We start from the raw sequence: 13,859 nt of genomic DNA, 5'->3' as shown, positions 1-13,859 counted from the left end.
GTGAATACGGTGGTGCGTACCACTGAACGAACCAAGCGGCGACGCCGAAGATTCAGTCACCCTTCGTGATCCGTCCCGCGCCCGTGCGCCGCGAGCATCCATCGACCCGACACCCACCCGACATCTACCCGACATCTACCCGCGTCGCGCACGGACCAAGGGATGGCACGGATCAAGGGCGGCACGGCTCAACGTGACGCGGCTCAACGGCGGCGTGCGCGCAGCAGTGCTGGGCCTCGTCCCAGCAGCCGGCCGACCATGGCGATCAGCGGCCCGGGCGCCAGCATCTGTACCGCGAAGGCGCCCCAGGCCACCCAACCCGGGCGGGCCTGGCGGGCGCGGGGTCCGGTCAGCGCCATCCGCGCGATGCGCAGGGCCGCACGCCGGTCTCCGCACTCGATGGCCATCCCGGCGGGGATACCGAGCAGATAGTCACCGCGGGCCTGCCCGGTCAGGCCCCACCGGTCGTCGGCCAGCCGCACGCCACGCCACCATCCACCGTGGGGGCGCGACGCCGACCCGTGCGCCGGGCTCAGCCGGTAGCGCACGCCCGGGTCGGCCACCATCGTCAGCCGACAGTCCGGCCGGCCGGTCGCCCGCAACAGCCAGTCCCAGTCCTCGTGCAGGGCGAGATCGACGTCGAACGGCACCTCGGCGAGCAGGTCCCGACCGCAGAGCAGGGTCGACGCGCCGAGGACGAACCCCAGCCCGCGCAGCCCACGCCGGCGGAACAGGTACTCGGCCAACGGCTGTTCGCCGCCGTACCCCTCGCGTGGATGCACCCCGTGCGGCTCGTCGTCCGGGCCCACCACCTCGGCCCGGCAGGCGATCACCGGATGACGCACCCGGATCGCCGCCTCCCGGTACACCGCCAGCCGCGCCGCGAGGTTCCCGGGCAGCCACTCGTCGTCGTCGTCCAGGAACGCGACGATCTCCCCACGCGCCTGCCCGACACCGGCCATGCGCGCACCCGAAGGTCCCGCCAGGCCTCCGGTCCAGAGCACCTGGACCCGCGGATCATCGGCAGCCACGCCATCAGCAGCCACGCCATCGGTGGGCCGCGGGAGGTCCATGACCACGACCACCTCCAGCGGCGCCGGGTCCTGCGCGAGCGCACTGGCGACGGCGGCGCGCAGCGAGGGCCGCCCGACGGTCGGGATGACCACTGACACCGAGGCTGCCACTGACACCGAGGCTGCCACTGACACCGAGGCTGCTGCGGCGACCGGGGGCGCCGTGTCGGTCCGCTCGGTCGGCGCTGCCACGCCCGAGGGCGAGCTGGCCGGCGGCTGGCTCTGCGGGATCGAGGCCCGTGAGAACGCGTTCACCGGGCACCACCCAGGGAGCTGATCCGACGACGCGGCCGAGGTCCGGCAGCCAGCAGTTCCCGGTAGATGTCGAGGTAGGCGGCAATCACCCGGTCCCAGGTCAGGTGTTGTTCGACCCGACGCCGGCCGCTTGAGCCGAGCCGGGCGGCAAGCTCGGGGTCGCCGAGCACACGCACGATTGCCTCGGACAGCGCCCGGGCATCACCGGGCGGCACGAGGAATCCCTGTTCTCCATCGTCGAACACCGACGGTATGCCGCCCGCGCGACTGCCGATGACCGGCCGTGCGCAGGCCATCGCCTCGGCGAGGACCATGCCGAAGGACTCGGCCTCGGACCGAGACGCCAGCACGACGACCCCCGCATCCTGATAGGTCCGCAGCAGCTCGTCACCGTGCAGCGGGCCGTGGAATCGGACGGCGTCCGCCGCCCCGACTCCGGCGGCGATGCGCCGGTAGGTGTCCGTCGCCCCGCCTGGGCCGACGACGTCGAGATGGGCGTCGACGCCGGCCCAGCGGACCAGGGCCAGCGCCTCGATGAGGGTGTCGAGTCCCTTCCAACGGGTCGAGTCGTCCACCGAACCTACGTACAGGACCGAGCGCACGTCGTACCGCGGCTCGGCGGCGGGGACGAAGCTCCGCGTGTCCACACCAGGAGGGATCGTGCGGGCCCCGGCGCACGCAGCGGCGAGCGAGGTCGACGAGACCGCCACCAGGGTGTCGGCCCGGGCGAACAGTCGCGGCAGGATCACCTTCTCGTAGCCACGCAGCGCCGGATCGAGGACGTGGTCCCCCTTCACCATCGAACCGCTGTGGTAGGTGACGACCACCGGACGCCGACCGGCCGCGAGGACGGCCTGGTCCGGGAGCCCCGCCACCGGCGAGTGCGCGTGGACGAGCGCCACCCCGTGCCGCAGGTAGATCCGCCGGATCTGCTCGGTCCAGAACGGGCTGATCGGCGTGCGGGACAACGTCGCGAAGGTGGGCAGCCGGACCACCTGGTAGCCGAACGCGATGTCGACGGACGTGCGTGGCCCGTCCGGGTTGGAGGTGATGACGAGGGCGTCGAGGTCGTCGCTCTCGCGGATCGCCTGCACCACACGCTCGGCGTACCGCTCGAGACCGCCGACGATCGGCCGGTAGTGCGGAGTCGCCACGGCGATGACCGGACGCCCGCCGCGCCCGGCGGGGGCGAGGACCGGGCCAGCGAGGACCGCTTGGTCGATCATGCGCGTCGCATCTCCTTCGTCTGCCCGCTCACGCGAGATCGTCCTGCTCGCCATCCGGCTCGTCGCGGGTCGCGGGCAGGGCCGACGGTCCGGTGCCGCCTCGCGGGAGGACCGCAAGGCGCAGGGTCAGTTCGTCATCTGGCCAGTCCGGGGCCCGGCTCGGCGTCAGGAAGACCGCGCACATCCCGTACAGACCGGCGGCGCCGCTGCTGATCAGCCAGGACAGGGCGACCCAGACGATGCCGTCGCGCACGAGCAGCGCGGTCAGCAGGCAGGCACCCCCGGCGAAGATGATGTTCGAGATGAGGATGCTCCAGAGCTTGCCCTGGATCCGCAGCAGGGCCGACGCCCAGCTGTTGAGCGTCACCGTGATGGCCGCCGCGGCGAGCACGACCAGTGCGGTCGCGGACTGGTCCCGGTAGCTTGCGCCGAAGACGCTCAGCACGGGCCCCGCCAGCAGCGCGAGGCCCGCCGCCGAGGGGACGATCAAAATCGCGAGGAAGCCCAGCGAGTGGCGCCGCAGCGCCGCCATGTCGACGTCCGCCGACGACCCTTCCACCAGCAGCACCGGGGCGACGGCGTAGGCGGCCGCGTAGAGCAGGTTCGCCATCTGGAACGCGACGTAGAAGTAGCCGACCTCGGCGGAGCCGAGCTTGTTCAGGATCAGGATGGGCAGCACCAGCGTCGGGAGCAGGTCGAGCAGGCTCGCCACGTAGTTCGCCCCGGCGAAGCCCATCGCCTGGCGCAGCACCGGAAGATCGGCGCGCGGCCGCAGGCGCAGCCGGATCCGGCGCAGGATCAGCACCACACTGATCGCCGCCGCGAGCGCCGCGCCGAGCCCGGTCGACGCGAACGGCCCGAACGCTCCGACGCTGACGAGCAGGAACGGCAGCGCGAGCTTCAGGCAGTTCTGCGCGACGCCGTCGATGATGAGGTTGAGATGCGCGCTGCGCTGGGCGACGAAGGCCGCGTCGGTAAGCAGATTCAGGGCCAGGGTCGCGGTGAGCACGACAAAGCCCACCGCATACCAGAGGTTGTCGTGGACGAAAGCAAGCTTCGGCGCGATGTGCGGCAGCAGCAGGACATACCCGCCGGAGATCACCAAACCGGCCAGCACCACCAGCACCAGGCTGCCGCTGATCAGGCGCTCCGGCTCGTCGCTGGTCGGCAGGAAGCGCGCGAATGCCGTGTTCAGGCCCAGCTGGCTGCAGTATGCGATCAGCGACGTCGCGGCGATCAGCGAGGTCGCCTTCCCGATCTCGTCCGGCGAGTAGAGCCGGGCACAGACGATCCAGAACACGAAGCCGAAGCAGCCGGACAGCAGCGTCGTGAGCATGAGAAAGCTCGAGTTCTGGACGAGTTTCGAGCTCACGGACGCGGGCGCGGCGTGCCGCTTGTGTCCGGCGGCCGGCGCCACCGCCCCGGTGGAACTCGGGGTCGCCGGGCTCACGGTCGTCGAACGTACGGTCACGGAATCGGTCATCGGTACACCTCGGCGGAACCATTGTCGTAGACGCGGTTCTTCGTGTCGTTCAGCAACGCTTCCGGATACCGGTAGGTAAGAATGTCCCCCTGATACGACAGGGCGGCGTCCCCGGTCCTGACCACGGACGTTCCGACGAGGAGGTAGAGATCCCGGCGCAGCTGGGTCGGGTACAGCCCGTCCTCGAGGGGAAGTCCGGTCGCGGTGTTCAGCCGGTCCCTCGAGAATATATCGGTCTGCGCGGCCGTTCCACCGGAACTGGCGGGATACTGTTTCATGACGGCCTTGAGCCAGTCCGCGGCGGCGATCTCCTGCGGATGCGTGTAATAAATGTCGTAATACGTCCCGGCATTGTTCAGGTTCAGCTGCGCCGGATATCGGCCGAGCAGCTGCGAGAAGAAGCCGGTCAGCGACAGGAAGAACAGCAGAGCGACCCCGGCGGCGGCACGCACGGCGAACCGCGGGCCGAACCGGAGGAACACCGCCACGCTTCCCCAGGCCAGGAACGGCCCAAGGGTGAACAAGCCCTGCTGGAATGCCCGAAGAATGCCGTAGTTGACCGACAGGGCCGGCAGCACCACCTGACCGACCAGCATGGCGAAGCTGCCACAGGCGAGCAGGAAGTACTCCCGGCTCGGCCGGAAACCGCGCCGCCTGCTGTTCACCAGCGCGGCGATCAGTCCGATCAGGACGAACAGCTGAAGCATCCGGGCGGCACCCTGGCGCAGCAGGGTGTTCAGGGCGTCAGTCGGGAAGCCGACCGAGTCCAGCACCCGGCCCGCCGGGCCGGTCGGCAGGGTCTGGACCGGCACGAGCCGCGTCGGGTAGCGGTCCAGCTCCTGCGTGCTGAAGTAGATCTGCGCCCGGTTCGTCCCACCGGTCTGGGCGAGGGTCACCGCCCGGTAGGCCGCCAGCCGCTGTGCCGGGTCGACCGCCCCGGACCCGACCAGGCTGTACGACACGTCCGACGATTTCGACTCGGATGCGCTGCTGCCGACGAGGCCGCCGATCGATTCCTTGAGCGTCATGGCCACGCCGCCTGACGTCCCGGTGATCGCACCGGTCCAGATCACGACGACGACGGCGAGGAACGCGACGTTGGCCAGGCCCACGACCGGCCGGCCGCCTCGCGGGCGGCCCGCTCGGTCAGCCTGGCCGCGGCGGCGGCGCAGGACCGGCAGCCGAGACAGGAACCGCGGGCGGCGGATGAGGACCCCCAGCAGGCCGGGCAGCGCGAGCGCGCCCGCCCTGGGCTCGGGAGTGTCCTGTTCGCACGGTTCGTCGGGTGAGGGCGCGAGCTCCGGCGAGGGCGCAGGCCGCGCCGCGGCCGCGAACACTGGCGATCCATCCGCCACATGGGGCCGTCGGCGCGGCCGCAGCCCGTCCCGGACCGGGATCCGCGGCCCCAGCCAGCGGGTGACTCGGCCCACGGGACCGGAGATCGCCCGAAGCGACAGGTAGCAGGCGAGCACGCCGAGGAAGAAGTAGGTCGTCGAATAGTGCGACAGCGCCATCCCGACGGAGAACACCGCGAGCATCACCTGCCGACGGCGCCGGGAGATCCCCGCGTTCGTGACCGCGAGCAGGGCCGCGCCGACGAACAGGAACGCGATCTCCTGCCGGTTGAGGAACGGCATGTCGGTGAAGAAGGTCGGGAACGCCAGGAAGTAGATCGCCGCGGTGATGGCCAACAGGTTGGACAGGAAGCGCCGAGTGATCCGGTAGACAGCGACCGCGGTGTAGGCGAACAGCAGCTGGAACAGCAGCTTGTAAACATAGGGATCGAAGATCCGGGTGAGCCGCGCCAGCACCGTCGGCAGGATCGTGATGCTCAGGCAGGCGTTGTAGGCATCCGGGTAGCGCGCCATGCTCCAGTCGGCGAAACCGCTGGTCAGCTCGAACACGGCGTACTCGCGCTGGACGTCGTGGCCGGTGACATACCAGCCGCGCAGCGAGGTCATCAGCAGCATCGCGGCCGCGATGAAATAGATCACGGTTGCGACGGTTCCCGGGCCAAGCCGGTTGTTCCAGACGTAGAGCAGGGTCAGCACGACCGCGGCGTAGAACAGCATGAACAGCACGACGCCGCCGCCGGCGCCGTTGTTGAGCCGGATCGCGCCGACCACGGCCAGACCCACGGACAGCGCCGCCGCGACGATGATCGTCACCGAGCGACGTCCAGGCCAGGCCAGGGTCGCGCCGGCCGTACGGGCGAGCTCCCGCCAACGGGCCCGCCGCCAGAGCGCCAGCGCCCCGTTGACCACCAGCAGCGTGACGAACAACGGCAGCCGGTCCAGCGGACGGTCCACTCCGGCCAGGGGCAGCACGGTGTTGACGATCAGGCCGCCGACCATCAGCATGAGCAGGGTCGAGACCAGGCTGTAGGCGATCCGCTCGACGACGTCCGCTGTCGACCAGGGCGCCTTGGCGTAGAGCTGCGCGGTCGGCAGACCCAGGACGAACCAGACCCCAGCGAGGAAGACCACCGGTCCAAGCCCCGGGTTGAGCGCGACAAGCGCCGCCGCGGCGAGCCCACTCAGCCCGACCAGCAGATCGGCGTTGCGCCACCACCGCGGTCGGCGTGGCTCGCCCGGCCGCCGGGCGGGCGGCTCCCCGGTCGACGACCCCCGAGCCGACGACCCCGCGCCGTGCGACGCCAACTTCGGCGAGGCAGGTTTCGGCGAGGCTGGGACCGCCGGCACGGGCTCGGGCGATTCCAGCGCCAGCGAGTCCTCGGGCCATCCCTTTGGCTTTCGGGGTGCCGGCTTTCGGGGTGCCGAGCCTCTGGCGGAGGGCGGACCGGCGCCGGCGGTCGGGGTACGCGCCGGGTCGACGGATTCGGAGGCCGGCTCGGGCTCAGGGTCGCCGTCGTCGTCCGATGGTCGGATCACAGTGAGAAGCATCGTGGTGCTGTCGCTCGTAGGCGCGGAGGGGGGCGCGCTCGCGGCGGCCGGTTCTCGGGACGCGGACTCGGGACGCGCGTGGTCTGGGCGGACCATCGGCCGAGTGGCGAGCTCGGCCGCCTCTGGGCCCAGGATGATCCGCAGCGTGTCCTGTTCCGCCGAGTTGTGGCCGCCGCGACGTCTCACCGCGTCACGTCCGCATAGATCTTGGCGATCTGCTCGACGAGGTCCGGCCAGCGTCGGTCGGCGACCTGGGCATGGGCGCGCCGGCCCAGCCGCAGCCGCTCGGCGGGGTCGGCAGCGAGCGCGTCGATCCCCGCGGCGATGTGTGCGGCGTCCGGCGCGACGAGCAGCCCGGCGTCGCCGAGCAGGTCACGGGAGCCCGGCACGTCCGTGGACAGCACCGCGAGTCCAGCCGCCATCGCCTCCAGCATCGCCAGCGGCACGCCCTCCTTCTCCGAGGGCAGGGCGAACGCGTCCGCCCAGCGATACCAGCCGAGCAGATCCGCGCCGTACTGGCCGCCCACCAGCCGTACGTTGGTCAGCCCACGCTCGGCCACCAGCGCCTCGACGGCGCCGCGGTCCTCGCCGTCACCGGCCACGACCAGTTCGACCGGCCCGCGCACCAGCGCCATCGCCTCGACGAGGCGCGGCACGTTCTTCTGCGACGCGAGCCTCCCCACGAACAGCAACCGCATCGGCGTCGGCTCCGCCTCGGGCACCTGGCTCGTCCCGGCAGCAAGGTCAGCTGCCACACCGGTGCCAGCAGCGCCAGCAGTGTCGCCGGCCTCGGCGCGGTCGGCGGCCTTCGGCTCCAGGCGGGCGAAACGCTCGGCGGCGAGATCGAAGTAGGCGACCTCCACGCCGTTCGGAATCACCGCGATCCGCGCCTCGGGGACCTGGTAGCGGCCGCGGACCAGCTCGGCCTGCTCAGGCGAGAGCACGAGCACCCGGTCGGCGGCGCGCAGGGTGCGGCCAAGCAGCAGCTTCTTGTAGGCGACGAACAAGGCGCCGAGCGGTCCGGACGGGTCGACGTCCAGGTGGAAGTGCGCGACGAACGGCCAGCCCCGCAGGCGGGAGGCCAGCCAGACGAGTTCCGGGACGAGCACTTGCGCGACGTGGACGTGCACGACACCGCGCCGCGGCAGGCCCAGCAGGCCCGCCAGCAGACCGGGAGCGAACGGGGTGTGCGCCGCCTCGAATGCGGGATATCGGCGCACCGTCAGGTTCCCGCGGCGCACCAGGTGTGGCTCGCCGGCCGCACCCACCCGGGTGGTAAGAACCGTCGACGGGCGGGTACCCGCGAGCTCGGCCGCGATGATCTCGGCAACCTTCTCCATCCCGCCGAGGTGCGGGGGGTAATAGGACACCACCTGCGCCACGGGCACCACGCCAGCCCGGGGGGCCGTCCCGGTCACCCGGTCGCTCCGACCAGCTCGCCGTTGTTGACGTACCGGACGTCCTTACGGCGCGAGATGTATTCGAACACCCGCTCCAGCCGCTTCCAGGACCGGAACCTGTCGATCTCCCAGCTGTGCCCCCACAGGTGGTAGGCCCCACCGGTGCGCGCGACCTCGTCGAACAGATGGATGGCCAGCGCGTCCCACTCGGCCATCAGGCGCGCCCGGCGACGCGGCGTCACCTCGGCCCGGATGGCCAGGCGCGGCAGGTCACTCAGGTGCCGGTAGGCGTGCACGGTGGTTCGCGCGGCCAGCGGATGGGCCGGCAGGGTGGTGTCGAAGCGGTGGACGGTCCGGGCGTAGGTGAACCCGGCCGCCGCCACGGTCTCCAGATCGTCGGGGCCGTGGGCGCCCCACGGGTAGGCGAAGCTGGTGATCTCGGCGCCGATGAGCTGCTCCAGGGTGTCCTTGCCGGCGACGACCTCGGCGCGCCCCTCGTCCGCGGACATCTCGGGCAGTCTGCGGTGGGTCAGCGTGTGGCCGCCCAGCTCGAACCGCTCGGCCAACTCCTGCACGCCCCGGTCACCGAGACGCAGCTCGGGGGCGATGTCCGCGGAGCGCGGCGCGACGTAGAACGTGCCCGGGAGGTCATAGGCGGCCAGCAGCCGCGCCACGCGATGATCGAGCAGGTGCCCGTCATCCCAGCTGGTCGTCACCCAGACAGCCGGGGTGGTCGCACTCACGAGAAACGGCTCCTTCCGCCGGCGGACGCGGTCAGCGTGTCGGTCGGCACGCGGGCCGGGCCGACCGCCGCGGTGGGGACGGACACGGTCACGAGGGCTCCTCGGCGTCGAGCACGAGGGCCGCCTCCTCGCGAGGTGCCGGGACGGGCATGACCGGCGCCACCGCAGCGGTTGGGGTGACCGGTCCAACCGGTCCGACGGATGTGGATGTGACAGGTGCAACCGAGGTGACAGGCGCGACGGAGACGGCAGGAACGGCTGCGGCTCGTGCGGCTGGCACGGGCGGCGCGGCCTGCGCTGGGATGGGGACGGCGGCGGACGGAGCCACCGGCGTGATCGCGCCGATGCGGGCCTCGTCGACCAGGGCCTCGCCGACAAGGACACTGCCGACGGCGGCGGCGACGGAGGCCCAGTCGGGCCGGGGCTCCAGGGCGTCAAGGTGCTCGCGAGGAGACAGCGAGGCACGGGTGTCCAGGACTGTGACGATCGCCCGGGCAAGGCTGGCGGCGTCGTGCGGGTCGACGAGCGTGCCGTTGCGCCCCTCGTCGATCAGGTGACGCGCGGCGTTGTCCGGGTGCCGCGTGGTGATCACCGGGACACCGCAGGCGTTGGCCTCGAGGACGACCAGGCCGAACCCCTCGCGGATGGACGGGAGCGCGAACACGCCGCTGGCCTTCATCTGGCCGTAGAGCTCGGCATAGGAGAGGTTGCTGGCGAAGGTGACCCGCTCGGCGAGGCCGAGCCGCCCGGCCAGGTTGCGCAGGCCGCCCAACTCGGGGCCCTCACCGACGATGCTGCAGGTCAGGCGGCGGCCCGTCTCCCGCTCCACCTGGGCGAGCGCGGTGAGCAGGACGTCCACGTTCTTGTTGGCGAGCAGCCGCCCGACGAACAGCACGTCGGGACCGTGCGGTGCGGGCTCGACCTGGTCGATGAGCGCGAGATCGACCCCGAGCGGGATCGTCGTAATCGGGCAGGTGGCACCGAGCAGGCCGCGCAGGCGCTCGGCGGTGTGCTCGGAGACGGCGACGATGTGATGGGGCATCCGCACGGCGAGCCGCTCGATCAGGGCTGCGATCTCCCCGAGCGGGCCGAGGTAGGTGCGCCAGTACTCCCGCCCCCACACCTCGTGCCAGGTCGCCACCATGGGCTTGCGTCGAAGCGCACAGACCATCCGGGCGGTGAACAGCGGGAAGAACGGCATGTGGTCGACGTCGACAACGTCGAACCGGCGGAACAACAGCCGCGAGGTGGCCAGACCGAAGACCAGGGCCTGCCGCATCGAACGGCGGGTACCGCTGTACAGCGGCATCCGCGGCGAAAGCGCGTGCATCGTCAGCTCGCCGGAGCGCAGCGGACGACGCCCCGGCCACCAGGCCATCGTGTGCACGTCGACGACGTGGCCAGCAGCGGCGAGCCGCCTGGCGACCTCGTCGAGGCGTTTTTCCTTGCCGCCTTTGTTGAACGGCATGACCGCATCACTGACGAACGCAATCCGCTTGCCCCCGGGCGATCTGGTGATGATACTACTGTGACCAAACAGCATGACGATTCACGCCCATCCAGGCAGCGCGTCAGTGAACGGTGCCATGAAAGAAGATGGTTTGATTACTCTCAGTCAGGACGACGGAGACCGTGTAATCCTTGGCCCCCTGAGGAGCGACGAGGGAGATGGTACTGGTGGTGGTCTTCCGGCCGGCCACCTGAACGATTCCAGTGTACTTCTGTAGCACGTTCGACCCGGAACGCAGCGAGACCGAGTAATCCTTGGTAACAGCCTGCTCACTGTCGTTTCGGACGGCGAAGGTCAACGGCTGCGGAAAGGATCCCTGCCCGGCCGCGGCAATCAGGTCAGGACGGTTGAAGTAGAGCTCCGTCAGAGGGGGGTCCTGCCGAGTGAACGACAGTGAGAGCTGGTGACGCATCCCACCCGACCGCCCGGCTACGACGCCCACAATGACCAGCAGCAGAACCACGACCGGAATCAGCACAACCGGATGCCGGCGCACCCTGGATATCACCGCCATCGGCAGCTCAGATCGACACGCGCGAAGCTCCATGTGGATCGCCTGCCAGCCACAGCGCTAGCTATGACGCTAGCCATGACGCTAGCCATATCGCTGGACACAGCCGCCCCCCTTCGCGCGCCCCCGCCATGCCGGTCAGCGCTTCCATCCTACCGGAAAAGCGTAGGCATACCGCAGCAAGCCTGACACGGTCACCCGCTGGAATGTGGGGTACGCGAGGTCATCCAACGACGCGCTCCGTGGTCCATACTTGGTCATCGGGAAACAGGTCATCGGGAAACCGCCGGCCAGCAGAAGGACGTCTTCACCGCACAGCCATCGGGATGCCATCATCGGGACAAATCCGGCAGAGGTTCTCGTACGCGGACCGAAGTACGGCCAGGTTCACGTGACGTTCCTCGGTGACGAGGGCAGGGCCGACAGGGACAGCGGCGACGGGGACAGCGGGAAGGTGTCCGCGGCGGCTGCCGCACGGGGTGGTACGACCTCGATGGGTTCCGGAGCCAGGCCCGGGAAACGCGCGCCGACATCAGCCCAGCGGGGCCGGCGACGGGCGGCGGGCCGTTCGACCAGCAGCGCCGACAGCCACGCGAGCGAATAGGTCGCCGCGAGGGCGAAAACCACCATGGCAACCGGGCCGAAACGCGAGTCCACGTGCTGCTTCGCGATGTCGCAGACCGGAAAATGCCACAGGTAGAAGGCGTAGGAGATCCGGCCGAGACGGACCATCGCCCGGTTGTCCAGCAGCCGCAGCCAGAGCCGTGGCCCGCGCTGGCTCACCACGCTCGTGGCTACCACGCCGGACAGCAGCGCAATCAGGGTGTAGCCGCCCCAGGCCATCCAGGTCGGTTCAGCCGGACCGGGTTCGGGCCCGAGGAAGGCAAAGACAATCAACGCGGCACCGGCCGGCAGACCGAGGATGCCGAGCCGTTTCCACCGGACCGCGCTCGCCGAGGTCGGATGGGCGCGCGCACCCGCGAACCACACGGCCATCGCGGCGCCGACCAGGAGGCTGTCGGCCCTCGTGTCCAGGCCGAGGTAGATCCGGGGACCGCCCACGCCGATCAGGACGAGCGCGATGCGCCAGAGCGCGACCACGACGACGGCGCCGGCGAGGACGGGCAGAACACCGACCCTCGGCCGGCGCCGGCTTGCCCCGACCAGCAGAATGAACAGGGCCGGCCAGAGGAAGTAGAACTGGTCCTCGACCGACAGCGACCAGGTCTGGCCGAACCATACGCCACCCCCGTCAAGATCGACGACACGGTGCACGTTGTTCACCGCGAACACGGAGCTCGCCAGGCCACCGGAATACTCGCCCAAGCCCCCCTCGGCCCCAACCACCAGAACGAACGCGACGCCCAGCAGCGCGTAGACGTAGAACGCGGGTAGGAGCCGGAACGCCCGGCGGACATAGAAGGCACGCAGGGAGATGCGGCCCCGGGTGTTCCACTCGGCCAGCAGCAGACCGGTAATCAGAAACCCGCTGAGCACGAAGAACACATCGACGCCGACATAGCCACCGCCGAGCAGGTCCAGATGGTAGAGGAGCACGGCGATGACGGAGAGCGCACGCATCCCGTCCAGTCCGGCAATGTGGCGGCCGGAGCTGTCAGCGTGGCCTGCCGCAGGCTCCCGCCGAGTCTCCGTCACGGTCGGCTCGACCGCAGAACGCCGCCGCCCACCACGCCAGTGAAGTCGAGATCGGAGGTGTCCGCGCTACTCGCCCGACCGCGGGTCGGCTGGGACGGCATCGCGACCATGGCCCGCGTCGGCGGGACGGCGGTGGCGGGCAGCGGGACCACCACGTCATCCCCATCGCCGCGCAGCCGGACCCGCAGCAGAATCCGCAGGCACTCGACCCCGTCCTGCCATTGAATCTTCTTTCCCTCGGCGTGCGAACGGCCGTAATAGCTGACCGGCACCTCGAAGGGGCGCACGCCCCGCTTGAGCAGGCTCGCGGTCAGCTCGGTGTCCAGGCCGAAACCACGCTCACGCAGGCTCATCGCCCGCAGTTCGTCGAGGGGCACGAGCTTGAGGCAGGTGTGCAGGTCGGTGAGGAACGCGTCGAACAACAGGTTGGCGGCGAAGGTCGTCACCTTGTTGCCGAGGGCGAACCAGAAGGATGGGTAGATCGTGTGGTTGCCGAACTGGCGGGCGCCGTACACGTACGAGCAGCGCCCGGCGATGACCGGCGCGAGCATCGCCGGAATGTCCGTCGGGGCGTACTCCAGATCCGCGTCGAAGACGAGGGCGTGTGTGCCCGTGGCCAGTCGCACCCCGCTGCGGACCGCGGCGCCCTTGCCGAAGTTGGAAAGGTGGCGGTGCACCCGCATCCTCGGGTCGGAGATGCCCTCGAGCAGCAGCGGTGTCGTGTCGGTGCTGCCGTCGTCGACCACCACCAGCTCGACCTCGCACGGGTAGATGGTGTCGAGCAGCCGCCGGATGGCCCGCGCGACGGTCGCTTCCTCGTTGTAGACGGGCATGATGACGGACAGTTTGACGGCGGGCCCGGAAGCGCTGTCAGGCGCTATCGGTTGGCCTCGCTCGGATATGGACTGCTGCGTCATCTTGGGCCCCCATTGTGGCTACGAGTGGACATGACGTTCCGGATTCCGTGACGGTTTCTGGCGTCACGGCCCTGCGGGGTCTGGGCTGAGGTCCGCATCGAGGCCTGTGTCGGGATCTCGGACCAGGTCTGCAACGCGGTCTGCGTCGGCGTCTGAATCGGTGCCTGGATCGGGGTATCGAT

At 70.3% G+C, this 13,859-nt stretch carries 11 protein-coding genes; 1 reads left to right on the top strand and 10 read right to left on the bottom strand.

Annotated elements, in window-relative coordinates; genetic code table 11:
• Nucleotides 1-203 precede the first annotated feature (203 nt).
• Complete coding sequence (locus MXD95_RS03565) at nucleotides 204-1,172, bottom strand: glycosyltransferase family 2 protein (protein ID WP_250639059.1); 969 nt, start codon at nucleotides 1,170-1,172, stop codon at nucleotides 204-206.
• On the opposite strand from MXD95_RS03565, the gene MXD95_RS03560 reads away from it, so the two are divergent.
• Nucleotides 1,159-1,350 (top strand): hypothetical protein, encoded by a 192-nt coding sequence (locus MXD95_RS03560; RefSeq protein WP_250639058.1) that lies wholly within the window; start codon nucleotides 1,159-1,161, stop codon nucleotides 1,348-1,350. The two genes, MXD95_RS03565 and MXD95_RS03560, sit on opposite strands and share 14 nt — an antisense overlap.
• Here MXD95_RS03560 and MXD95_RS03555 read toward each other — a convergent pair.
• The 9 genes from MXD95_RS03555 to MXD95_RS03515 form a co-directional block, all read right to left on the bottom strand.
• A complete protein-coding gene (locus MXD95_RS03555; RefSeq protein WP_250639057.1) occupies nucleotides 1,325-2,554 on the bottom strand; it encodes a glycosyltransferase family 4 protein in 1,230 nt (409 codons plus the stop codon). The genes MXD95_RS03560 and MXD95_RS03555 overlap by 26 nt on opposite strands.
• A gap of 28 nt (nucleotides 2,555-2,582) precedes the next feature.
• Nucleotides 2,583-4,037, bottom strand: coding sequence for a lipopolysaccharide biosynthesis protein (locus MXD95_RS03550; protein WP_250639056.1), 1,455 nt, complete (start codon nucleotides 4,035-4,037; stop codon nucleotides 2,583-2,585).
• On the bottom strand, nucleotides 4,034-6,739 hold the full coding sequence (locus tag MXD95_RS28805) for a DUF2206 domain-containing protein (RefSeq protein ID WP_250639055.1): 2,706 nt from the start codon (nucleotides 6,737-6,739) through the stop codon (nucleotides 4,034-4,036). The genes MXD95_RS03550 and MXD95_RS28805 overlap by 4 nt, the downstream gene beginning before the upstream one ends.
• A gap of 383 nt (nucleotides 6,740-7,122) precedes the next feature.
• Nucleotides 7,123-8,358, bottom strand: a complete 1,236-nt coding sequence (locus tag MXD95_RS03540) for a glycosyltransferase family 4 protein (RefSeq protein ID WP_250639054.1) — start codon at nucleotides 8,356-8,358, stop codon at nucleotides 7,123-7,125.
• On the bottom strand, nucleotides 8,355-9,083 hold the full coding sequence (locus tag MXD95_RS03535; RefSeq protein WP_250639053.1) for a polysaccharide deacetylase family protein: 729 nt from the start codon (nucleotides 9,081-9,083) through the stop codon (nucleotides 8,355-8,357). The genes MXD95_RS03540 and MXD95_RS03535 overlap by 4 nt, the downstream gene beginning before the upstream one ends.
• Before the next feature lie 88 nt (nucleotides 9,084-9,171).
• Nucleotides 9,172-10,551, bottom strand: a complete 1,380-nt coding sequence (locus MXD95_RS03530; protein WP_250639052.1) for a glycosyltransferase family 4 protein — start codon at nucleotides 10,549-10,551, stop codon at nucleotides 9,172-9,174.
• A 103-nt stretch (nucleotides 10,552-10,654) separates the two neighbouring features.
• Complete coding sequence (locus tag MXD95_RS03525) at nucleotides 10,655-11,140, bottom strand: hypothetical protein (protein ID WP_250639051.1); 486 nt, start codon at nucleotides 11,138-11,140, stop codon at nucleotides 10,655-10,657.
• A gap of 351 nt (nucleotides 11,141-11,491) precedes the next feature.
• On the bottom strand, nucleotides 11,492-12,760 hold the full coding sequence (locus MXD95_RS03520) for an acyltransferase family protein (RefSeq protein WP_250639050.1): 1,269 nt from the start codon (nucleotides 12,758-12,760) through the stop codon (nucleotides 11,492-11,494).
• Nucleotides 12,757-13,677, bottom strand: coding sequence for a glycosyltransferase family 2 protein (locus MXD95_RS03515; protein WP_250639049.1), 921 nt, complete (start codon nucleotides 13,675-13,677; stop codon nucleotides 12,757-12,759). The genes MXD95_RS03520 and MXD95_RS03515 overlap by 4 nt, the downstream gene beginning before the upstream one ends.
• Nucleotides 13,678-13,859: the final 182 nt, after the last annotated feature.

This window comes from Frankia sp. AiPa1 (genome assembly GCF_023243075.1).
GTDB lineage: Bacteria > Actinomycetota > Actinomycetes > Frankiales > Frankiaceae > Frankia.
Note: the sequence above shows the minus strand (reverse complement) of the source record. Positions and strands in the feature narration are given on the sequence as shown.

Coding starts and splice junctions, on each gene's coding strand:
- MXD95_RS03560 (WP_250639058.1), top strand. CDS start 1,159: ATGACCACTGACACCGAGGCTGCCACTGACACCGAGGCTGCCACTGAC.
- MXD95_RS03555 (WP_250639057.1), bottom strand. CDS start 2,554: ATGATCGACCAAGCGGTCCTCGCTGGCCCGGTCCTCGCCCCCGCCGGG.
- MXD95_RS03550 (WP_250639056.1), bottom strand. CDS start 4,037: ATGACCGATTCCGTGACCGTACGTTCGACGACCGTGAGCCCGGCGACC.
- MXD95_RS03530 (WP_250639052.1), bottom strand. CDS start 10,551: ATGCCGTTCAACAAAGGCGGCAAGGAAAAACGCCTCGACGAGGTCGCC.
- MXD95_RS03525 (WP_250639051.1), bottom strand. CDS start 11,140: ATGGAGCTTCGCGCGTGTCGATCTGAGCTGCCGATGGCGGTGATATCC.
- MXD95_RS03515 (WP_250639049.1), bottom strand. CDS start 13,677: ATGACGCAGCAGTCCATATCCGAGCGAGGCCAACCGATAGCGCCTGAC.